This window comes from Psychrobacter sp. AOP22-C1-C5 (assembly GCF_052378885.1).
GTDB lineage: Bacteria > Pseudomonadota > Gammaproteobacteria > Pseudomonadales > Moraxellaceae > Psychrobacter.
Map to the genome: position 1 here is coordinate 47,800 of NZ_JBQSYC010000011.1, position 22,501 is coordinate 70,300.

Annotated in this window: 22 protein-coding genes; 11 read left to right on the top strand and 11 right to left on the bottom strand. The window is 43.4% G+C overall.

The window, feature by feature from the left end:
• Positions 1 to 24 precede the first annotated feature (24 nt).
• Positions 25 to 654, top strand: coding sequence for an HD domain-containing protein (locus ACT3TH_RS12175; RefSeq protein WP_444756100.1), 630 nt, complete (start codon positions 25 to 27; stop codon positions 652 to 654).
• A 95-nt stretch (positions 655 to 749) separates the two neighbouring features.
• On the top strand, positions 750 to 1,355 hold the full coding sequence (locus ACT3TH_RS12180) for a DUF1287 domain-containing protein (RefSeq protein WP_444756101.1): 606 nt from the start codon (positions 750 to 752) through the stop codon (positions 1,353 to 1,355).
• 278 nt (positions 1,356 to 1,633) lie between these two features.
• Here ACT3TH_RS12180 and asd read toward each other — a convergent pair whose 3' ends face one another.
• Complete coding sequence (gene asd / locus ACT3TH_RS12185) at positions 1,634 to 2,470, bottom strand: archaetidylserine decarboxylase (protein ID WP_444756102.1); 837 nt, start codon at positions 2,468 to 2,470, stop codon at positions 1,634 to 1,636.
• A gap of 112 nt (positions 2,471 to 2,582) precedes the next feature.
• Between asd and dtd the strand changes: the two genes are divergently transcribed.
• From dtd to phoR, 3 genes are all read left to right on the top strand, one after another.
• The gene (dtd, locus tag ACT3TH_RS12190; protein ID WP_444756103.1) at positions 2,583 to 3,038 is read left to right on the top strand and encodes a D-aminoacyl-tRNA deacylase; all 456 of its coding nucleotides are present in this window, start codon (positions 2,583 to 2,585) and stop codon (positions 3,036 to 3,038) included.
• 138 nt (positions 3,039 to 3,176) lie between these two features.
• Positions 3,177 to 3,881 (top strand): phosphate regulon transcriptional regulator PhoB, encoded by a 705-nt coding sequence (gene phoB, locus ACT3TH_RS12195; RefSeq protein WP_444756104.1) that lies wholly within the window; start codon positions 3,177 to 3,179, stop codon positions 3,879 to 3,881.
• A 66-nt stretch (positions 3,882 to 3,947) separates the two neighbouring features.
• A complete protein-coding gene (phoR, locus tag ACT3TH_RS12200; protein WP_444756105.1) occupies positions 3,948 to 5,039 on the top strand; it encodes a phosphate regulon sensor histidine kinase PhoR in 1,092 nt (363 codons plus the stop codon).
• Positions 5,040 to 5,065: 26 nt separating this feature from the next.
• On the opposite strand, the gene ACT3TH_RS12205 is transcribed toward phoR, so the two are convergent.
• On the bottom strand, positions 5,066 to 5,662 hold the full coding sequence (locus ACT3TH_RS12205) for a M23 family metallopeptidase (protein WP_444756106.1): 597 nt from the start codon (positions 5,660 to 5,662) through the stop codon (positions 5,066 to 5,068).
• 151 nt (positions 5,663 to 5,813) lie between these two features.
• Between ACT3TH_RS12205 and ACT3TH_RS12210 the strand changes: the two genes are divergently transcribed.
• On the top strand, positions 5,814 to 6,512 hold the full coding sequence (locus tag ACT3TH_RS12210; protein WP_444756107.1) for a putative quorum-sensing-regulated virulence factor: 699 nt from the start codon (positions 5,814 to 5,816) through the stop codon (positions 6,510 to 6,512).
• A gap of 32 nt (positions 6,513 to 6,544) precedes the next feature.
• On the opposite strand, the gene ACT3TH_RS12215 is transcribed toward ACT3TH_RS12210, so the two are convergent.
• On the bottom strand, positions 6,545 to 7,420 hold the full coding sequence (locus ACT3TH_RS12215) for an alpha/beta hydrolase family protein (RefSeq protein ID WP_444756132.1): 876 nt from the start codon (positions 7,418 to 7,420) through the stop codon (positions 6,545 to 6,547).
• Between the two features lie 429 nt (positions 7,421 to 7,849).
• Between ACT3TH_RS12215 and ACT3TH_RS12220 the strand changes: the two genes are divergently transcribed.
• Positions 7,850 to 8,533: an LOG family protein gene (locus ACT3TH_RS12220; protein ID WP_444756108.1), complete on the top strand. Its 684-nt coding sequence runs from the start codon at positions 7,850 to 7,852 to the stop codon at positions 8,531 to 8,533.
• 113 nt (positions 8,534 to 8,646) lie between these two features.
• Here the strand turns inward: ACT3TH_RS12220 and ACT3TH_RS12225 are convergent, their stop codons facing one another.
• On the bottom strand, positions 8,647 to 10,248 hold the full coding sequence (locus tag ACT3TH_RS12225) for an FAD-dependent oxidoreductase (protein ID WP_444756109.1): 1,602 nt from the start codon (positions 10,246 to 10,248) through the stop codon (positions 8,647 to 8,649).
• Between the two features lie 348 nt (positions 10,249 to 10,596).
• Positions 10,597 to 11,220 carry a YceI family protein gene (locus tag ACT3TH_RS12230; protein ID WP_444756110.1) on the bottom strand — a complete coding sequence of 208 codons (624 nt, stop codon included), beginning with the start codon at positions 11,218 to 11,220 and terminating at the stop codon, positions 10,597 to 10,599.
• Between the two features lie 522 nt (positions 11,221 to 11,742).
• Between ACT3TH_RS12230 and ACT3TH_RS12235 the strand changes: the two genes are divergently transcribed.
• Positions 11,743 to 12,021, top strand: coding sequence for a type B 50S ribosomal protein L31 (locus tag ACT3TH_RS12235; protein WP_444756111.1), 279 nt, complete (start codon positions 11,743 to 11,745; stop codon positions 12,019 to 12,021).
• 91 nt (positions 12,022 to 12,112) lie between these two features.
• On the opposite strand, the gene ACT3TH_RS12240 is transcribed toward ACT3TH_RS12235, so the two are convergent.
• From ACT3TH_RS12240 to ACT3TH_RS12250, 3 genes are all read right to left on the bottom strand, one after another.
• On the bottom strand, positions 12,113 to 12,961 hold the full coding sequence (locus tag ACT3TH_RS12240) for an SGNH/GDSL hydrolase family protein (protein WP_444756112.1): 849 nt from the start codon (positions 12,959 to 12,961) through the stop codon (positions 12,113 to 12,115).
• Entirely contained in the window at positions 12,955 to 14,352 is a 1,398-nt protein-coding gene (locus ACT3TH_RS12245; RefSeq protein ID WP_444756113.1) for a nicotinate phosphoribosyltransferase, read from the bottom strand. Before ACT3TH_RS12245 ends, ACT3TH_RS12240 begins: the two co-directional genes overlap by 7 nt.
• A gap of 172 nt (positions 14,353 to 14,524) precedes the next feature.
• A complete protein-coding gene (locus ACT3TH_RS12250; RefSeq protein ID WP_444756114.1) occupies positions 14,525 to 15,577 on the bottom strand; it encodes a bifunctional nicotinamide-nucleotide adenylyltransferase/Nudix hydroxylase in 1,053 nt (350 codons plus the stop codon).
• Between the two features lie 243 nt (positions 15,578 to 15,820).
• On the opposite strand from ACT3TH_RS12250, the gene ACT3TH_RS12255 reads away from it, so the two are divergent.
• A complete protein-coding gene (locus tag ACT3TH_RS12255) occupies positions 15,821 to 17,425 on the top strand; it encodes an RCC1 domain-containing protein (protein ID WP_444756115.1) in 1,605 nt (534 codons plus the stop codon).
• Between the two features lie 66 nt (positions 17,426 to 17,491).
• Here the strand turns inward: ACT3TH_RS12255 and ACT3TH_RS12260 are convergent, their stop codons facing one another.
• A complete protein-coding gene (locus ACT3TH_RS12260) occupies positions 17,492 to 18,121 on the bottom strand; it encodes a glutathione S-transferase family protein (RefSeq protein ID WP_444756116.1) in 630 nt (209 codons plus the stop codon).
• Positions 18,122 to 18,667: 546 nt separating this feature from the next.
• On the opposite strand from ACT3TH_RS12260, the gene nfuA reads away from it, so the two are divergent.
• A complete protein-coding gene (nfuA, locus tag ACT3TH_RS12265; RefSeq protein WP_444756117.1) occupies positions 18,668 to 19,351 on the top strand; it encodes a Fe-S biogenesis protein NfuA in 684 nt (227 codons plus the stop codon).
• Between the two features lie 239 nt (positions 19,352 to 19,590).
• Here nfuA and ACT3TH_RS12270 read toward each other — a convergent pair whose 3' ends face one another.
• Positions 19,591 to 20,610 (bottom strand): adenosine kinase, encoded by a 1,020-nt coding sequence (locus ACT3TH_RS12270; RefSeq protein ID WP_444756118.1) that lies wholly within the window; start codon positions 20,608 to 20,610, stop codon positions 19,591 to 19,593.
• Positions 20,611 to 20,707: 97 nt separating this feature from the next.
• Positions 20,708 to 21,652 carry a 16S rRNA (cytidine(1402)-2'-O)-methyltransferase gene (gene rsmI / locus ACT3TH_RS12275; RefSeq protein ID WP_444756119.1) on the bottom strand — a complete coding sequence of 315 codons (945 nt, stop codon included), beginning with the start codon at positions 21,650 to 21,652 and terminating at the stop codon, positions 20,708 to 20,710.
• A 150-nt stretch (positions 21,653 to 21,802) separates the two neighbouring features.
• Here rsmI and ACT3TH_RS12280 point away from each other — a divergent pair, with 150 nt between their 5' ends.
• The gene (locus ACT3TH_RS12280; RefSeq protein WP_444756120.1) at positions 21,803 to 22,300 is read left to right on the top strand and encodes a YraN family protein; all 498 of its coding nucleotides are present in this window, start codon (positions 21,803 to 21,805) and stop codon (positions 22,298 to 22,300) included.
• Positions 22,301 to 22,501: the final 201 nt, after the last annotated feature.

Sequence of the window (22,501 nt, forward strand, 5' to 3'; positions counted from 1 at the left end):
TCTTATTTTTAATCAGAGAAAAATATGTCTACAAACACGTATAAATCGCTGACCAATCCAGCAATTGCCTCAAATATTGATATCGATAATGTCATCCATTTTTTATTAGAACTCGATGCGCTCAAACGTGTCAATCGCCGCAGTTATGTCACCAGTACCACGCGCCGAGAAAATTCTGCTGAGCATTCTTGGCATTTGGCGATGGCATGTTGGTCTATCGCTGAGCTGTTTGAGTTGGATGTTAATCATGAAAAATTACTCAAGATGGCGATGGTTCATGACTTGGGTGAGATTGACGCGGGAGATACGTTTTTATTCGCAAGCAGTCGTAGTTCAGCGCACCTTGAAGAGCGGGCAGGTATCGCTCGACTACAAGCAGAGCGGGGCAATGGCATCACAACTTTGAATGAGATTTGGGAGGAGCAAGAAACGGGTAGTAGCAAAGAGGCTGAACTGCTTAGAGTGGTTGATCGTTTGTTGCCGTTTTTGCTCAATCTTAATACTGATGGTAAAACATGGATTGAGTCTGAGGTAACGCGCTCACAAGTCGCAGGTGCATTGGCATTTATTAAAGACAGTTTCCCTACCATCCATGATTGGCTAACGAAAAATATTGAATATGCAACTGAGCAAGGGTGGCTAGTAGATTTATAAAAGGTCAGCGTTATCGTCTACCTATTTTATAATTTATACTTAAAACGTCTGAGCTAAAATAGTAATGGTTCGTTTAACAAAAAAGAGAGTGATACATGATAGTACCTGTAACTTATAGAACATTATACAAGTCGCTGGTTTTTATAGGTGTGCTGGGCTTTGCGCAATTGGCTCAAGCGGGTTCGCCCCTCAGTAGTGGCGATAAATTGGCGCAGGATGCCAAAAAACAGATCGGTGTTACCACAAGTTATGATCCAGCTTATCGTAAACTCGAATTTCCGCGCGGCGATGTACCCATAGAAACGGGCGTCTGTACCGATGTCGTTATTCGCGCCTATCGTTTGCAAAATATGGATCTACAGCAGCTGGTTAATCACGACATGAAATCCAATTGGTCTGCTTATCCAAAAAATTGGGGACTCAAGTCAACCGATAAAAATATCGACCACCGCCGTGTACCCAATCTCGAAGTATTTTTTGCAAGGAATGGACAGACGTTATCGATTACTGATAAAGCCAGCTTTCAAACAGGCGATATCGTGTCATGGCGTTTGCCAAAGAGTAACTTACCTCACATAGGTATTGTCTCAGACAAGGTAGCAGCTGATGGGACGCCGCTGATTATTCATAATATCGGACAGGGCACACAAGAAGAAAATATTTTGTTTGCTTATCCTATAAAGGGCCATTTTCGTTATTAATTGCTGTCCGTAATCTAGCCGTGCTTATTATAGTCAATCCAAAATAAAAGTGGTACATACAGTCGTCATGTTCTACTGGTATAAATTTTCCTCGCTGGCGGTTCGCAAGCGTGACAGATGCTTCGCAAAATTTACACCAGTGGAACCGTACTCTTTTTAAGGTGAATCGACTATATCGCCCCGTCCTTCTTCTGCAAATCAATAGTAAATAAAAAGCCCAACGACACGTCATCATCTACGTCTCATTGGGCTTTTTTATTCGTTAGGATAGCGCAAGTTTACGGGGCAGTAGTGACGCCTAATAGCTCGCCCATTTTTACCACACTGTTGGCTTTCATGCTGTCTTGCCAGTCTGCTTTCGCCGCTTTTGGTAGCACGACGATAGCCGTTGATCCCAAATAAAAACGTCCAAGTTCATCGCCTTTTTCAAAGCGCATGTCATGGTCTGCTTCTTGTATGTCATCAGTACGGTTAATTTTGCCCGTCGCTACTGTCTCGATACCCGCGACAATCATCGCACCAACCATCACTACTGCTGCTTTGCCGTATTTGGTATCAAACATACACACCAGACGCTCATTACGTGCGAATAAGTCAGGCACGTTAGCAGCCGTGACAGTATTGACAGAAAACAACGTACCAGGCACATAACGAGTCTTGGTCAACGTACCAGCGAACGGCATGTGGACACGGTGATAGTTACTTGGCGCGAGATAAACGGTCGCAAAACTGCCGTCGGCAAAATAACGACCATCTTCACTATCGGCAAGCAGTTGTCCAACATCATAATAGCGACCTTTTGCTTGGAATAATTTATGGTCGTCAATCTGCCCTAGCTGAGAGATGATACCATCCGCAGGACTGACGATGCCGTCAACTGTGGCATCGATGGGACGAGCGTCTTCTTTAAGCTCACGCGTAAAAAAGTCATTGAAGCTTTCATATGCATTAAGGCTTTGGCGCTCATACTCATCCAAGCTGACGTTGTACGCTTTGGCAAAGCTGCGAATGAACGTGCGTTTAACATACGGGTGACGACTGGCGGCCAAACGCCCAGCGACTTTACTCAGCTGCTGCTGCGGGACAAGCTGTTGTAAGGTTGTGAATAAATTCATAATAAGGCTACCAAGATAAGGTTTGATGTAATAAGTCATAGGCAAATGAATGGCAGTATTTTACCATGGACAGCGTATGATTGTATGACCATAATCTATAAGGAGTCTGTAAATGAAAGCACTTATACAACGAGTACGCCGTGCTAGTGTCGAAGTCGATGAGTACTGTATCGGTGCCATTGAGCAAGGACTGCTGGCTTATATTGGTTTGGGGCATGAGGATGACCTACAAACCGCGCAGCGAATGATTGACAAAATTCTAACGTATCGTATTTTTGAAAACGAAGATGACCCTGCTAAGAGCGGTAAACTTGATAAAAATGTTCAGCAAGTGGGTGGCGGGTTATTGCTGGTATCGCAGTTTACCTTGATGGCAAAAACAGACAAAGGACGTCGTCCTGATTTTGGGTGCGCGATGGCACCTGAGGCCGCGCAGGCTCTATTCGCCCAATTGGTTGATTATGCTAAAACACAACACCCTACCGTTGCTACTGGTCAGTTTGGGGCGGATATGCAAGTTGAGAGTATCAATGACGGACCACTAAACTTTTTATTAGAAGTGCGTTAAGCTATATGACATATATGACACATAAAAAATGAATGTCATCAAGTTGTCACAATTAATTCGTTTAATAGCCAGAAGACGGCGAATGTCTATCGCCTTTTTTACATGCCAAATTTTGTACTCTAACACTGAGAATGCTGTATGTATAATGAGCAAATTTTGATTGTTGAAGATGAACCTGCAATTCGTGAAATGGTTGTCATGACACTAGAGATGGCTGGGTTTGATAGTCTGCAAGCAGCAGACGTGTCAGAGGCGCATCAACAAGTAGTGGATCATAGACCAGCGCTCATTTTATTGGATTGGATGTTGCCGGGCGATAAAAGCGGGGTGGATTTTTGTCGCATGCTAAAGAACGACGATCTACTCTCTGAGATACCCGTCATTATGCTGACCGCCAAAAGCGAAGAAGACAGCAAGGTACATGGCCTTGATGCGGGTGCCGATGACTATATGACCAAGCCGTTTTCTACGCGTGAATTGATATCAAGAATCAAAGCGGTGTTGCGCCGTAGTAATGCGCTCAGTAGTGACAAATCTATCGAAATAGGAAAGCTTAGCTTAGATCCAAGAAGTCAACGCGTGACAGCGGCTGGTCAAGTCGTGGATGTTGGTCCTACCGAATATCGGTTGCTGGCATTTTTTATGAGTCATCCAGAGCGCGCCTATACGCGCACACAACTGCTAGATCAGGTATGGGGCGGCAACGTCTATATTGAAGACAGAACCATTGATGTACATATCAAGCGCTTGCGTACATTACTACGGCCCTATGATTGTGATACCTTGATACAAACCGTTCGCGGTACAGGCTATCGATTTTCTAATCTTATTACACCCATATAACTTACTATAAGCAGTCTCACCGCAGTCGCAACTTAATAAAACAGCGAATGGTGGTAAGGATGATGAATGAGCAAAATAATGACAATAAAGAGTGATCTACAGAGTCAGTCAGAACCAGTCTCTCACGACCATGCTTCAAATCAGCTGACAAAAATCAGAAGTGCTCTACGAGCCTTAAGAGATGCAGTGATTTTGCTCAATGAAGATGACAATTTGGAGTGGTGGAATCAAGCCGCTCAAGACTTATTGTTATTGCAGTCGGGTGATGAGGGCAAGAGTATTTTTGATTTCATCAGGGTACCTGAATTTCGCCAGTATTATCAGGCAACCACAACACACGATGATGGCGTGCATATAGAATCGTGGCAAGACCCTAAACGATATCTAAAATGTGAGCTCACACCTTTTGGTGATGAGAAGTTGCTGATTATTTATGACGTGACGCGTTTGCAGCATTTAGAAGAGATGCGTCGCGACTTTGTGGCCAATGTCTCGCATGAATTGCGCACACCATTGACAGTCATGATGGGTTATCTAGAAAACTTCTCAGATCAACCTGATATGCCGCCCCATTGGCGCCGTGGTTTTGAGCTAATGACTCAGCAGACTGCTCGCATGAATAGAATCGTTAATGACTTATTGTTGTTGTCTCGAATTGAAATCGAAGAGACGCACGAGCTTAACTATATTGACATGACCAGACTACTGACCAACGTCTATGATGATGCGCAGGCGTATAACCAAGAGTACGGACATATTATTCACTTGCAAATAGACACGTACGATGGGTTATATGGCTCAGAGATGTACCTGAACAGTGCCTTATCCAATCTCGTGATTAATGCGATTAAGTACACACCAAAGGGCGGCAATATCGCTATTAGCTGGACAAAAACCTCAGAGGGTTGCCGATTTGCTGTAGAAGACAATGGTATCGGCATTGCACCGCAGCATATTGCGCGTTTGACTGAACGCTTTTATCGTATCGATAAAGGTCGCAGCCGAGCGACAGGTGGTACAGGATTGGGGTTAGCCATTGTGAAACACGTCTTGTATCAACATGATGCTGCCTTGCAAATTGAGTCGGTAGAAGGGGTGGGGTCGACATTCAGTATGGTGTTCCCAGCAGCTTATATTCGACCTGCTTCTACGAGCTGATATTAATTCTTTTGCTCTGGCTGTACTCAATCACTTGTTTTTTGCATTAGTGGATATGGGTTAACAGCGCTGCCATTAATATAAATCCCATAATGAAGATGGGGCGGTGTGCCTTTTGCGTTGCCACTGTCACCGACATAACCGATGACGTCGCCAGCATTCACCCAGTCATTAGGAGAGATGTCAGCGTAATCTTCTAAATGCGCATAGTAATGTCCTGCACCCCCTGGTCCAACCACCACCACCACGCGACCACCTAAATTGTTTTCGCCGACTTTGCTGACGATGCCTTGCGTTGTGGTCTGTATCGGTGTACCTCGTGCGGCAAAAATATCAATCCCTTCATGTGAGCGGCCTTGGCTACGCGCAGCGCCCCACGTATCGGTCAAGCCTTGTCCAGGCAGTGGATTGGGTAAGCTGTTTTCTGTGGGTGGTTCTTGTTGCATTAGGCTCAGTTGTTGCCATTTTGCCGTCACAAATGACTGCGTTTGTTGGCTGAGGCTTGGCAGTAGCTTGTCGAACACGAATAATAGCATTAGTAGCACAGCTGCTTTAAGCAGTACGCTTAGTATCCGTCCAAAAAGTGACGGGTTTTGTCGCTGATTATTCTCATCCGGTGGCATCGATACCTCTTATTTTGCTTATGTGTTTTAACTAACAGTATAGGGGTCTTGTCGGTTTACGTGTGTATCGCATTGTTATATTGGAGGTTTATCCCCATCAATAGCAGGCTTACTTTAAAATACGACAACTGCTATTGATGGTTCATGCTTTATGACTAATACTGCTAGTACTGCGCTGGTTATCGATACCGAAACCGATCAAGGACATGACCCACGACCTATTCAAGTGGCGACCATTAATGTTGCTACTGGTTTTGAGTGGATGAAATACTTTAACAGCGGTCGTTCTATATCGCCGATTGTCATCAAAGTACATGGTATTACCGATGAGGATGTTGCGGGACTTGAGCGATTTGATTTGGCTGAATTTGAGCTGCCTGATTATTTGATAGGTCATAACGTACGCTTTGACTGGCGAGTGATTGGCAGTCCGTCTACTAAATTGATTTGTACGGTCAGGCTGGCGCGTGTGGCTTTTCCAGAATGGCGTCTTTATGGACAGTCGAAGTGTATTGAGCAGTTACTCGGTAAAGAGGAGGCGAGCAAAATGACGATCGCCGCTCATGATGCGCTAGGCGATGCTCGTATGTGTTATTTGCTTTATCAGGCGTGCTGTGAGCGCTTAGAGATTGCACCAACAGACTTTGTGGCCGCTCATGCCATCTCTAACAAGGCCAATCCAGCTGGTAAGATGCCGTTTGGTAAACACAAGGGGCAGCTTATTAAGGATGTGCCAATCAACTATGTGAAATGGATGCTTGGCAACATTCATAATATGCAACCATCGCTTTATTCTGCATTGACCAAACGTATCAAAGCAGAAGAAGCGGCAGAAAATACAAAGCAATAAATAAGCTTGTCGGAGGTTTGAGATAAGCTTATTTATTGCTGCTTATTCAACCAATCTACCGCTATCTGCCATAGTTCCGGTGCTTTGGCATGAGTTCTGCTACTAAAGTAACGCATGTGTCCAATGCTACTAAGCCCAAAATCTTTGGGGTCTAAGAACCGCTTTTCGATTGGCATTTGAGTATAAACCCGAATCATGTCGTCCATATTTTTGCTATTGGCAATGTCGTCATCGCTAAAACCTAGCCACAATGCAGGCATGTCAACTTCATCATAAAAATGCGTATGTATGCTTTTACCAAAGGCGGTTTTGACATAGCCTGCGCCATTACACCATTCGCGCCATTGCCGAGCAACCCCGCGCGGTAACGGCTCACCCATACCGATTTTATCTGATGGCGTATAACCAAGCGTCAGATTGGTAACAGGAATAAAGGCATCCATAAAGCCCATCGCTTTGAGTTTATAAGGCATGCTCATGTTTTTGATACGACCTGATGAACAAGCAACATTAAATACAGAAGCGATCATCTTGTGATTTGGCATTAACCCAATCAGCTGACCCCCTGCGCTATGTCCGATTAAATGATAAGTAGCATCAACAAACTCATCTTGCAATGCATCAAGCACGGCTGGCATGTCGTGACGACCCCAACTGATGAGAGATGCGTCACATTTTGTCAGATTGGTCGACAGTGAATCGCCAATTCCCTCATTGTCAAAGGTTAGTACGCCAAAGCCTTGCTTAGCTAGATAAGTCGCAAAACTGTGATAAAACTGACGTTTGATGCCTGTGGCTGGTGCCATCATCACAGCTGTTTTTACAGCCGATTTAGGACGATATACTGTCGCGGTTAGCAGCTGGTTGCGCTCAGTCATTATGCTTAATGAATAGGTATCAATAGCCATATTAGGATTGATAGTAGCACTTGTTATATCGCTATGCGGCTCTGCAAGAGCTTGGGTTTGATGGTTATCCATAGTAGTGCCTTAATAGTTTTACTTGAATGATTTTTATCGTTCTTAGAAGTAAAGGGTGCACGCTGATTCGACATTATTTATTAACGTTCATCGCCAAAAATGTAGTAATTGCGTAGTGGCAAATCGTTGCTATCACCTAATGCCATTGCTTATGTTAAGATAAATATTGATGAACAAAACAATCAATGATGACTTTCAAGTTTTATAAGGTTTATTTTGGATAATAGGGTTTATAAGTATTCGACCGGTTGTCTGTTTTTGAGTGTTTAAAACTTTTAATAAACCTCTACAGATAAGAACGTACTTAATAAAAGCGGTCTCAATAAAAGCAACAGATACAAAAATTAAGGAAGCTATATGCAAATGAAAATTAACAATGACACCTATGAAGTCATTACCAGTCAAGACATTACCAATATCGAAAAAGCGGTCGATAAATCCACATTGACGATGCCGCTAGTAGCCGTTTATTGTGGTTCACGTTTGGGTAACAGTGAGGTATATGAGCAGGCAGCGCGTGAGCTGGGTCTTGCTCTGGCAAACAATGGCTTAGGGTTAGTCTATGGCGGTGCCAGCATTGGACTGATGGGCGCAGTCGCAGATGAGGTGATTCAGGGCGGTGCGCAAGCAGTTGGCGTGATTCCAACCTTTATGCTCAAGCACGAAATCGCTCATGCCCAGCTAACCCGTCTGCATTTAACTGATACCATGCATACACGTAAAACAGTGATGGCGGAATATGCAGATGCCTTTATTACGTTGCCGGGCGGTCTTGGAACGTTAGAAGAAATTATGGAAATCGCCACATGGCGTCAATTGTACCAACATGAAAAGCCGATGATTATTCTTAATATCCATGGTTTTTATGATCGTATGATTGAGCATCTAAAGCATACCACTGAACAAGGGTTTATGAAGCAAGAAGACCTTGAGCGTTTGGTGGTTTGTAATACTATTGATGAAGCCATTGATTTATTAAAGACTGTAGTAACGATAGACGATGCGGTTGATACTGAAAAAATGGCAGGCAGTGAAAGTTAACATTGATATACCGATGACTCAGATAATCAAAACCTCCATTATCTGATCATAAAATAAAAAAAGGGAGACACTAACCATCGATTAGTGTCTCCCTTTTTTTTCAAAATCGAACGTTATATGTGATTCACAGCAGCCTTATTAGCAGGGGCTGTTTCGTCTGACGACAAATGCTCTAAAGTGGTCTCGCGAATGCTATGATTTACATTGGCCATTGCTTCTGGAAAGCCTCTTTCTTCAGCCAATTTACGCGCCACTTCATCAATCGCTAAGCGATCATTACTCACGAGATAAGACCATTCATGCGCATAACGATTGCGGTTGGCCTGCGTGTCATTATCAATCAAACCAAGATCCGTCAACTCATTGACAATTTGATCAGCAGCGATCAAGGTTGAAGACGCTTTTACATTTTCAGCACGTGCATAGCGTATATTGGAATACAAGCTCACATCAGCGACTCGTAATGTGTCGTCTTCACCTGGGATTTGCTGTCCGCCATAGAGAGCATTGCCAACGGTGCGCGCACTATGGAACGTCGGTACAAACTCAGCCACATACTCAATGGCTTGCTGGCTACGCGCTTGTAGCGGTGTTTTATCCCAGCCGTCTTCAATATAGTGTACGTATTGCGGAGGCAGCTTAGGTTGTGCGCTGTCTTCGCTAGAAGCAACCAATCCATCATCAAACAGGGTAATGAATTTACTCATACCATGTATTTGAAAATATCCACCAGGATAGGGCGTCAATTGCGCCATACCTTCTGGCGTACCGCGATCGCCATAGACAATAATCTCTGGTATTTGGCCACCAGTATCATTCCAATGAGTGATATAAGAAGATTTGAATTCGACCATACGCGTCACTTTTACACCGACCATATCATCGATAACACCCGTACGAAAACCGCAAGCATTGATCAAATAATCGACTTCTATAGACTCAACATTCTCTGCATTGTCCGCTTGTTGGTTCGATGCTTGCTGATAGTCAATCCGCCATTTAGTGACATGATGATCAGCGTTCGAGCAGTTTTCACAATCGACCGGCATCACTTGCTTCACTTGAGTATTCGTAAAGACATGCGCATGCTCATATCCTTCTAATGCCAACTGCGCTGAGGCGGCTAAGCGAAAGATATTCCAGCCATATTCTTGTACGACAATCAATGGAAATTTGACTTTGTTTAAGTCCAGATATTTAGCAACGGGTATCATCCATTCGTCAACAGTGCTCGGTATGGCAACTTGCTCACGCTCAGACAGCTCAATGAGTTGCTCATGGTTATACAACTGATAGTAATTTTCAGGTTCGCCCAAGACTTTGTTATTAGCATCTTGAGAGATGAGTTCACGATATGCATCTGTCAATATATCAAGGCGTGGTAGTAAGTCCTCAGGGGTTCCTTCATCGCGAGTAGGAACGGCAAAAACCGTCGGGCGTACATCGATAGTATAAGGATAAAGGCGCAAAATATCGATACACTGTTTGAGAAGTGCAACGCAGTCCTCATCAGAGATTTCACGGTATAGATTGCCACCTGCATGCAAATGGCACATTGGTGGGCCATCAATCAGTGATTTGTTTTTTTCAAATACATAAGTCTCAAGCCCTAGCGCGGCGAGACGAATAGCAATGGTTGCGCCTGCTGTACCACCGCCGAGAATACCGACACGTTTAGCAGTTTGCGTTTGATTTTTAACAAAAGAGTGAGTCATTATCGTTATTATGTCCTTAATAGCATTCACAGCAGATCATGCTTGGATGTTTGTTTGTTCAGTATTTGCATTAAATATGTGATCATTGTTGATATGCGTGCAAAGGTACTCAAGTTCAACGTTTATATTGAGCTGCATGAACATATTTTTTATGGTGTAGAGACACTAAATTTCTATAGCGGTATTCTACGAAAAACTGCCGTCAATATGATGACAAATACGTAAGTAGATGCATGAGTTTTGTCAGTGAAGCTAAAAGCGAGTAGATTCAAAAAAGCAGCCATTCAAATGACTGCTTTTTTTGGGATACATAAAGATTAAAGCTGTTGTCTAAATTGATAGTCAGACTTAGTTTACTTTTTTCTTAGTAGTGACTTTTTTCTCTACCAATTCACCATCGATTTGGATAGGTACATTGGTTGTGATGCCATCTGCATAGGCAGTCATACCATAAGCGGCGCGGTCGATATTGCCCGTTGCGCGGAAACCAATGACTGGTTCTTTGGTAAGCGGACTGTTGGCAATTTTGTTCAATGTCACATCTAAGGTCATTGGTTTGGTTTGACCTAGCATGGTGAAGTTACCAGTTACTTTGGCTTGTTGTGGATTGACAAAAGTAACTTGGGTAGACTTAAATGTCATGGTTGGATACTTGGCAACGTTAAAGAACTCTTCTTTCTTTAAATGCTCGTCACGAGCATCCCAATTGGTATCGATACTATCGGTTGCAATCGTAAAGTTCATGTTGGTTTTGCTTGGTGCTTTTACATCATAATTTACTGTGCCTTTAACGTCACTGAAATGACCCATGGTGGTTGAAAACCCCATATGATCGACAGAAAATCCAACGCGAGTGTGTGATGGATCTAACTGCCATTGGCTCGGTAGGGCGGCACTTGCGAAAGTAGTGATGGCTAGGGCAGAACTGACTAGTAGGGCTTTTGCAGTGTTTTTCATGACAACATTTATCATTAAAGTATCCTTATGTGGTGTGGTTTGATGAACGGTTATGTACAAGTAATCGGCTGATTTTCGTTAGTGACTCGTTTATGCCAATAAAATCATGAGATCTCGAAATACACTACTTATAAGCGTAAAACGAGAACGATGAGCATCGTATTGAAAATTCATCATTGTTAACTCAATCTACAATAACAGATTTTATTGATTATTTCAGCTAAATCGATATTATACTAAGATGTCAAGCTTCTCACAATGTTATAAGCGTTTTGGTGACAACTTATCACACACAATCCTTATAACTGCTGCTTGCATCAAACCCTAAAAACCGTTAAAATCGCGGTTTGATTTTCCCGCTGGGGAAAGGCTAAGCGAGCAGAAGGATGGTGTTGGGTGCTGGAATAAGCCAGTGACACAGTTGCCATACTTATAAATGTCCTTAGTGCCTCAGTTACGTATGTCATCGCTCGTTTACTATCTTTTAAAGAATGTGTTTAAACGCGATATTCATACATCGGACCTAGAGAGTTTATTATGCGTAACGATATCCATCCTAATTACCAAGAAGTTTTGTTCCATGACACGAACGCTGATGTGTTCTTTTTGACTCGTTCAACGGTTAAGACTAAAGCCACTCGTGAATACCAAGGTACAGAATACCCATACTACCCACTTGATATCTCAAGTGCGTCGCACCCATTCTATACTGGTGAGCAACGTAAAACGTCTACTGAAGGCCGTGTTGCAAGCTTCAACAAACGTTTTGGCGCATTTGGTGGCCGTAGTAAGAAAGCTGCTGACTCTGCTGAATAATTTACACTTATTGTGTAAAGCTATTTTGCTAAGCAATAAAAAACCGCTGATGATTCAGCGGTTTTTTTTGTTTGGTTTTTGAGATTGAAGTTTAGTGCTTTTTAGCGCCCAGCTCAGTAGTAGAAGTATCAAGCAGTTCTATAATTCTTTCTGCCACTTGCTGCGCCCAGTAACCATACATAAGACTACTTGGGTGAAAGCCATCACTTGCAAACATCACGGCGATATCGATAGGTGTGCCGTTAGAGTGCTCCTCTATCATGCGCGCAAAATCAGTGGCCATATAGTTGACGCCATGATGAGCATCACAGACTTGCTGCAATATTTGATCAAGAATGGACGCCTTCGCACCAACGAAGTTATTTAAAGGCGCAGGTATTGCTGGCATTTCTGCCATCGGCGGTAGGCTCAAAAATATCAGTTCGCGCACACCAAACTTGCGCTGAGCAATTGCGATGATGTCTTCAATTTGTTGTTGCCATTTATTGACAGAGACATTGCTTGTCGTATCGTTGACTCCCATACTCAGCAACATGACATCGACAGGCTGACCGGGTGCAGGTAAGACATAAAGCCTGCGCAAGATATCAAAGCTGGTATGACCAGTGGTCGCCTGTAACGACCAGTTCAGCGCACCATAAGTTGAGTAAATAGCGGGCTGCTGCGCTAAGATTGGGATCAGCTTGCCAGCCAGCGCTTCTTGCTGCGTCTGACTACCAACACCCGCCGCTGCAGAGTCTCCAACGATCATTAGATTGAGCGTTTGCTGGGTTTTATCTTCTGAAACAGCATTCTTGTTGAGCTGGATCTGTCCGTGTCTTTCTCCATTCGGTTCAGGAAGTCGAACGGTATCGCGCTTAATTTTGCGACCTTGGTAAAGATAAACGGGCGCAAATAGCACGTCTCTTGCGACAGAGGCTAGTTTATGGGTATCTACCATCCTGCACGCTCCCTAATAGTGGTAAGACTGTCCTCAATTAATAATTGACCATCGATATAAACATCGCGCAGCAAGTTATTTGTCTCATTGGATAAATCATCTGCTTTAACTGTTTTGAGTGAGCCGTCACTGTCCTTGACCAAGGCTAAGCGCCCTTTCTTTGAGCGTTTAGAGCGACTGGTTACAGGGTCTTTATAAATGTCTTTCCATTCTCCATCGATAGAGATGGCACTGGCTTTCATCGCCCAGCTCATGGTGTCGCGATTGACTTGTTGTAATAATCCGCCGCCCATACCGAACGTCACATTGTCGGCACTAAAGCCTGCTTTCATAACCACATCGATAATTTTACTTAAGGTTTGTGGACTGATGCCGTCACCTTGAATGACACGAACATAATCTGGCAGAACTTTATAGCCTTTGCTGTTGATGGTCGTACCAAACTTCACGGCCAAACGCTCCAAGGCTTCACGTACCACTTTAGCAGGTTCGCCACTGTCTGGTCTGATAACCAACGTGCCACCCATGTTTTTTACATCGTCTTTTAGGCTGCCACCCCAAATATTGTCAATGGCATTCCATAAATCATAGCTATCAGATACGACAGAAAAACTTTTTCCGTCGCCACCAAACTGCTCGATCATGTTGGCAAAGGCCGCCGTCTCACCATCGCGGCCCCATGCAGTCATTGTACTGTGTTCGGCCGCCGGAATAGAAAACGCAGGCATATCATTGCCCATCTGATACCAGCGACTGGCTGCTACGAGCGCAGTCATAGAATCTGTACCAGCAAAGTTCACTAAATGTGCCAAACTACCAAGCGCGACTGACTCCTGACTTGAGGCACTACGCGATCCAAAATCGTGCAAACGAAAGGTGAGCGAGTCTGTGTTGTCCGCTGACTTCTCTAACGCTTGACGAATGATGCCTTTGCAGTAATGCGAGACACTAGCGACCGTTGAGGGATACCAAATTGCGCGCAATAACGCCGTTTCGATATAGCTGGGTAGCCAATAAAACTCAGGATCAGTATTGATAATTTGACAGACCACATTAGATACCGGTACAACGCTGCCTTCGGGTATAGCTTCGATGCGTAATGGCAGATAACCATCGTGCTTGTCGACCAAGCGCTCCCAACCTGCACGGTTAAAAGTCAGGCCATGCGCTTGAATGACTATTTCAGCTTCATCAATGTTTTGATGAGTGATTGGCGTGCTCAGGTATTCTTTAATGAAGGCTTGCAAGCCAAAGAACACCACATCGTAATCGCCTTTGCGCGCTTCAATGTAGCTCGATAGATACTCACTACCGCTTGGGTATTGCACCCAATGTGAGGCTTTATAACTGTCACTATTGAGAATCAAATTGTTTAAATTGCTGGTATACATCACAGAACTCCTCTGCTTTGAGATACCGCAACTGGTTTGATGAAAGAGCAGTTGCGGCGATTAACCATTGCCGTCTATCGGCGTTGGTGTGAAAACTGTAAAACGAATTATATAGACTGTAGTTGGTAACTTATTTATAAATGGTGCACTAAATAGTCAACCAAGAAGAACCCTACAGCCCAACCATTTTAGTGATAATGGCATAATGGTCTTCAAACATCATTTTGGCATTAAGCTCCGCCAACGGTAACCAGAATGCTTGAGCAGCATCGTCACCGCCTTTGACTTTTGGCAATCCTTTTGGATCGTTCTTAAGCTGAAAGTAAAACGCTTGCGTAATTGTGCGCCCACGTGCTGAGCGATATGGATCGTCAAAGGTATGCTGACTGTGACAAGAGCCGCGTAGGACAGGTTCTGGTACTTTCAATCGAGTCTCTTCACGTAGCTCGCGAATACAGGCATCAAATAGTGTCTCTTTTGGATTCAAAAACCCGCCCGGCAGTGCCCATAGTCCACGTCCTGGCATGCTACGGCGCTCTACCAATAATATATGTCCTGACTGTACGATTAAAGCATCAGCGGTCATAAAGGTAGGTGGATAAGGGGCAGATTCCCATTGTCTTTTATATTTATCAATAAAGTCGGCTTCTTCATGCAGCTGTTGATAGTCCTCGGTTTTCTTAAAATCGTCCAACACTTTGCGTGTCGATTCAGGCGTGCGCTCAGGCGTTGGCGTCGCGCCCATCAGGTAGCTGTCACGAATAGGCGTGGCGGACAGATTTTGATAGTTGGGTACAGAGACTGAAGCCCAGTTGGGAAATAGTGACAAGTAATACGATGAGCTGTCTTTTGAATGACCGATCAAACCGATGTCAGCTTGCAAATCATCCGTGACAGATTTTACGCCCGCTTGCACATACTGTAGCCAGCGCGTGTCATTATAAAGTGCGTCATCCAGTCCGACGCAGTGAATACGCGCGGCTTCCTCGTCAGAGTACGCGCCCTTGATCATCGCGGCACGCTCAGCCACGCTAAAGGGATTGCGTAAACTACGCGGCAGGTTGGCCGAGCCAATGAGCATAATCACTTCATCTGAGCGTTTTAACGCTTCATCAATGACCGCTTTATGGCCAGCATGGAATGGTTGAAAACGTCCAATAAAAACCAAATAACGATAGCGCTTATTGTCTTGTTTATCTGAATGCTGCTCTGATAGTTCGCTCATATATGCCACTGTCTCACTGCTTATTTTTATTGATTAAAAAAAGTAATGCTGCCAATACTGACACAGGCAGTTATCGACTGACAAGTGTAAAGATGTGAAGCAGTTATTAAACTAAAATATTGTCTTCCCCGAAATAATATTATTTTGGTAAAATTTTGTTGGTATTCATAAATGTCAATGTATATAATGATAAACATATGTTTTATAAAATTAGATATTTATATTAGCTGAGTAGGATTAAGAATGAATACATACATGAAATCAACATTAGCAGTAGCGATCACTGGCGTGTTAGCCGCTTGCGGTGGTGGAGGCTCTGACTCATCTCCTTCAACGAATAATTCTGTCACACCGCCTACCACTGAGCCTACAGTTCCAGAAACTTCGACAATACCTAATCAACAGTCAATATCAGCAACTCTAGTTGGTTCTGATATGCTCACATGGGAGCAGGGTAAAGCGACAAAAATTCAACTTCTAGATCAAGATAATAATGCTGTAGAAGTGGTCAAATGTGTGTCTGATGACAATGTGAGATTGACAGTTGCTCTTGATTGCTCAGCGATGACAGCACACAGATTAGGTCAGTCTTCACTAACAGTGACAGGAGCTAATAATTTAACGACCAAACTAACAGTAAAAGGTGTACCTACCAAAAGTCCTTTAGCTGTCAATTCTGGTGGGAATAACGATGCTAATCGTGTCGTTACTGCTGGCGGAGAAGTACTGACTTGGGGTACTAACTATCACAATCAACTTAGTACGATAGATACTAATACTGTTGAGTATCTCCAGTACCCAAAACCCGTAGTCACTAATGCAAGTGGCAATAAGCTAAATAATATCTACCAAGTCGCTCATTCAAAATCTAGCATATACGCGTTGAATAACGAAGGCAAAGTATTTGGTTGGGGTCCAGATGTATACAAATCGACTGTCTCTGGATTGAGTGAAGTGATTTTCGCTGAGCCAGTGCAAGACGCAACGGGACGCAATCCTTTGACTAATATAGTCAGATTAGCATCAGCGTCATTAGGTAACCAAGTAATGGGATTAACAGACGATGGCAGAGTTATGCGTTGGGGCTCTAGTGACGCTAATAATCCTCAGTTTGAGGTTGACAATAATGGTGAACCGTTAAAAGATATTACTTCTATTGCGCTTGAATTTGAAATGGCTTATGCAATAAATAAGCAAGGTCAGGTTTATCAATGGGATTTAGATCCAAATGCTAGTATTCACCCTGTTAGCTTAGTAAAAGATAAAAGTGGTACTCCTATTAAAGGTGTCATAAAAATTGTAACTGGTCCTAATCACACATTGGCACTGACGGACTCAGGAAACGTATATGCTTGGGGTAATAATAACCAGTACCAATTAGGCGATCCAGCATTAGAAGAGAATAACACAGTTATTGAATATGCTAATCATGTAAAAATTGATAATACTTATTTGAATAATATCAAAGATATAGCTATTAATTTTTATTCTTCTTACGCGCTTACACAATCAGGTAATGTATATGCATGGGGTTTTAATGGCACAGGTGAACTCGGTGACGGCATTAATAAGCCAGCAGGATACCAAAATGGCCTCCCAAGATTAGTAGTTAGCGAATCAGGTCAAGATAAACTGTCTAATGTTGTGGCTATAACGGGTATGGAGAATGGTGTATTAGCTCTTAAGTCAAATGGTACTATAGTAGGATGGGGTGGAAATTGGCATGGTCTCCTAACTCAAAACAGTTCTGAAGGTGCTGATGATTATCCTTATCCAGTACTTATTCAGAAGTCGAGAGGACAGGCACTTAGTATCGGCGATATCAGTCAATTTACCAAGCTAAACTAATATACAATTTCTATGAACAAAAAAAGAGCTAATTTAATTAGCTCTTTTTTGTTCATCATAGTAAATCTAAAGCGACTCAATCTTGCTAATACCTTCTTGGCGTATTACTTCAATCACGCCAGCATCAGACTCGATACGACTAATAAAGGCACTGAAGTTCTTATAAGCAGAAAGATCTAGTTCCATTTTTTTTGCCCATGTGAGTATGACATATAGGTATATATCTGCTGTCGTTTTAGTGCCTGTCAGATAGTCGTGTTTGCCGAGCTGGTCATTAGGATACTTGAGCAAGCCAACGATTTTCTTTTTCGCCTTCTCTTTTAAGTCTGCTTGTGCAGCTTTGTCTGTGACAAAGTTACCAGGACCGAACAATGGCCCAAAGCTTTTATGAACATCTGAATTAATGAAAGCCAACCAGTGCATGATTTCGGCACGTTGAGCAGGCGAGCTATCAGAACCAAAGATATTAGCGTCAGGATACTTAGCATCAATATAGGTTTGTACGGCGATATTCTGTGTGACTACTGTATCACCGTCTACGATTGCAGGTACTGAGCCCTGCGGGTTAATGCGCAGGTATTCCTCTGATTTAACAGAATCGTGATCTAGTATTTCCAATTCATAATCTGCTTTTGCCCACTCAAGAGCAACGTGTGGAACCATTGAGCAAGCGCCTGGCATAATATATAACTTCATACGACATTCCTTTTCATTTATTATTCTGAATTTATCTTTTTACTAAGTTGAGTCTAAACAACCAAGCTATCCAACTTAGTTATATTATGTGAAGTTAGTTTTCATAGATGTAGCGTTATCCTGCCTATTACTCAATAAAAGTACTTAATACAAGTTGCCATCGTTAATACCTATTCATCCTTGATAATCTATCTGATCGCCTTTATATAAGCAGTAACAAATACCGTGTGGATCATTCAAGAATTTTGCGTCGTATTATCGGCTTTATTTATATTGTTTATGTCGCCATTAAAAAAACCGATGTCAGTCATTTGCCACAACTCTGGCTCAAATCACAGTGACGCGGTCGGAATTGTCGCTTAAGTGCGGTATAATGGTTGTTATAATTATCTCAAAAAATTATAAAAATTGCAGTCAGCGCTTTAACACGACAAGCCATAATGATTGACAATTTATATGAATTATCTGAATCAAAAATATCACCACTTTCACGACACAGTAGCCATGACAGATATAGCGTTTGTGTCATAACACCTAGGAAATATCATGAGTGAGCACAATCAAGCTGATAGCCAATTAGACCAGTCAACAGACTATGAGTCAGCGCTAGACACTGAGCAAACGGAAACCAAGAGTAATATTACTATTACCGAGTCAGCCCAAGGATATTTGGCAGACTTGTTGTCTAAACAGGATACGGACGGTATTGGTGTGCGTATTTTCGTTGAGCATCCTGGTACGCCGCGTGCAGAGTGCTGTATGGCTTACAATCAGCCAGGCGAAGAAGACAGTGCGGACTTAAAGTTCAGCTATGACAATTTTTCTGCGTTTATTGAAGCGGCGTCAGTGCCTTATTTAGAAGATGCGGTTATTGACTATAATAAAGACCGTTTCGGTGGTCAGTTGACCTTCCGCGCGCCAAACTCTAAAGTACCTAAAGTGGGTGCGGATGCCAGTATTGAAGAACGCATCAACTACGTATTGCAATCTGAGATTAATCCAGGTCTTGCAGCGCACGGTGGCGACGTACAGTTGCTTGAACTGATCGACGAAGAGGGCGTTGGCCTGACCGCAGTATTAAAGTTCGGTGGTGGTTGCCAAGGGTGTTCAGCAGTTGATATGACCTTGCGTCAAGGGGTTGAAGTACAGCTTAAACAGCAAATACCAGAGCTGACGCAAGTGATTGATGAGACTGATCATACGCGTACAGAGAATGCTTATTATAAATAAAACCTCACTGCGATAAATGGTTGGTTTTTCGTCAAGAAGCAAAAAGCCCGTATCAAATCGATACGGGCTTTTTTTATCTATAATTTATTCACTTTAACAAGAGTAGCGTTCTACTAGGGTAAATTTTACGAAACCTCTGTCACGTTTGCTAACAGCCAGTGAGGAAAATTTATACCAGTAGAACAGAGTACCCGTATGTGCCACTTTTATTTTAAATGGAATAAAACATCAATGACAGATTAAGCAGATAACACGCGCTGAGCGATATCTTTATAATCCTGTGATGCCAAGCGCGGCCCAAACTGTTGAACAACTTGTGCAGACACTTCGCTGGCAAGACGACCACATTCAGGCAAGCTGTATTGCTGAGACAGCGCATATAAGAAGGTGCCCGCATAGTTATCGCCCGCGCCATTGGTGTCGATGACATTGGCAACCACGGGCGTTGGCACATCATATACCTCAATCTCTGACTCATCATCAGATTTATGGACGACGACTGCGCCATTGGCACCATTGGTCACTACCGCTGTTTGGCAATAATCAAGTAGGGCGCGCGCGGCGGCCTTAATTTGCTTTTTATCGGTAAATAACTTGGCCTCTTCGCTATTACAAAATATCACTGCGACTTTATTGCCAAGCATATTGAGCAGACCGTCTTTGGCAAACTTGATGACTGCTGCATCTGAAAAGCTAACTGCAATCTTTGCACCATGAATGCCTGCCTGTTGACGTAACTGCGTCATCGCTGGTTGAATGCTCCCAGACATGGCCAGATAGCCTTCTAGGTAAAGCCAGTCAGCCTGTGTCAGTGCCTCAAAATCGACGTTGTCAGCTGTGATATCGCTTGAGGTGCCAAGGTAGGTTTGCATAGTGCGCTCGCCATCTTCGGTCACAGCAACCACACACGAGCCCGTCACGCCGCCCTCATGAATGGATTTGTCTGAGGTGGCGACGCCTGCTTCATGCAAGTCTCTGAGATAAAACGCGCCTTCATCATCATCACCAACGCGGCAAGCATAAAAAGGTTTGCCACCGAGACTGGCAAACGCGTACATGGTATTGGCAGCTGAGCCGCCACCCGCTTGTTTTGACGGCTCAATCTCAGCAAGCTTGAAGTAAGCAAGCAGTTGTTGCTGCTCCTCGATACCTGCCAGCGTCATATTGCCTTTGGTTAGGTCCGTCTCTTCTAGCGCAGCATCCGACAGTACATACTCGTGATCCACCAAAGCATTACCTATTGCCATTACATCGTACATTGCTTACCCTTTTTCAATGAATTTATAATTGCTCATTTTATTGATATTTAGCGATTGTCAGTACCAATAACAGTATTAGTAACAGTATCTCATACTATTAAGCTTGCAGCTCAAGCAGCCGCTGATATAGCGCATTCTTTTTTACGCCTGTGATATCAGAGGCGAGGGCAGCTGCTTTTTTCACTGATAAATCCTCTAATAAGCGCTGTAACAACTTATCATGAATGCTGATGTCATCAGACTCTTGTGCCATATTTACGCCAGCGACGACTACAACGATCTCACCGCGCTGCTGATTGTCATCGGCTTTCACAAACTCAACCAAACTGCCAAGTGTGCTTTTATGGACGGTTTCGAATGTTTTGGTCAGTTCACGGCAAAACGTCACTTCGCGTTCTGCGCCAAATATCGTAGCCATGTCTTCTAAGCTTGTGATGATACGATGCGGTGCTTCATAAAATATCAAGGTTTCGGTGCGTGAGTTTAAAGCGGTCAGCTGTTTTTGGCGACCATGCGTTTTCGCGGGTAAAAAGCCAATGAAACTAAAACGGTCTGAGGGTAGGCCTGCAACCGACAACGCGGCAATGGCAGCAGAGGCACCAACGATTGGCGATACCGTAACCTTTGCCGCATGGGCGGCTTGCACCAACTGATAACCCGGATCGCTCACCAATGGTGTACCTGCATCACTGATCAAGGCGACCGAGTGACCTTGCTGAATCATCTCAATGATCTTGGGTGTCTGAATAGCGCTATTGTGTTCATGGTACGCCCACAGCTTGTTGTGACCTTTTTGTTTTGAGGCAGTATCAGCGTCATTGTCGGTATCATGAGTCACAGACTCTTTGGTATCGTCCGCTTTGCTACCTTTGGTATCAATGCCGAAATGTGACAGCAGCTTACCTGAGGTGCGCGTGTCTTCACAGGCAATAATGGCAACTTGTTTTAACACATCAATTGCATGCGGTGTCATGTCATTCAGATTACCAATCGGCGTGGCAACGATATATAGACAAGCTGGCATCGCAGTAAGGGTAGACATGAAAACCTCGAATCGTTAAAAATAATAGGGTAGCGTTGGTCGTACTGTTAGCATCTGGTATCTTTTTCAGTCAAATAATAAGCAATCAAGTACTTATAAATGACGAAAACAGATGACGCGAGTAGAAGGCGCAAAAGTGGTTAGTTTAGCATGTTGTGCTATGATAATTCTGAAATGTTAACCAGACCAATTGACCTCATGGCAAATCATCAACCGTTCAATAAACCTTTGACCCTTACCTCACCAACACAACGCCAAGGTAGCCTGTTCGAACAGCAGGCGTGTGAGTTTTTACAGATGCAAGGGCTGCGTTTGATTGCACAAAACTGGCAACAGCCAAAAATTGGTGAGCTAGATTTGGTCATGTTAGAGATGGGCTCAGCATGGTCAACGCTGGTATTCATCGAAGTACGACAGCGGCAACGTTCGAGTTTTGGTGACGCAGCGCTCAGTATTACCGCAGGCAAACAACGTAAAGTGATTAAAACTGCCAAATATTTTTTACAACAGCATCCTGAGTATAATGATTGTGATTGCCGGTTCGACATCATTGCCTATAACACTACTAGTAAAATACAATCAAAAGCCACTCTGGTAGACAATCAACCAGAGTGGCTTCAAGGTGCTTTTATAGCGAATGCTTGGTAATAGCACATGGTAGTAGAGCAGAGCATGGAATAAAAACGTTCTGATTAATGGCTCAAATAGAGTCGGACAGTCAGTGACCGTTACCAAAAACCTAACCGCTATCAATAAAAATTCAGTAAAGTAGCTGAGTTAAAGCTTAGTGGCTTAATTGAATTTGTACCATATTGAATTTATACCATCTTCACAACCCTGCTTTAAGAG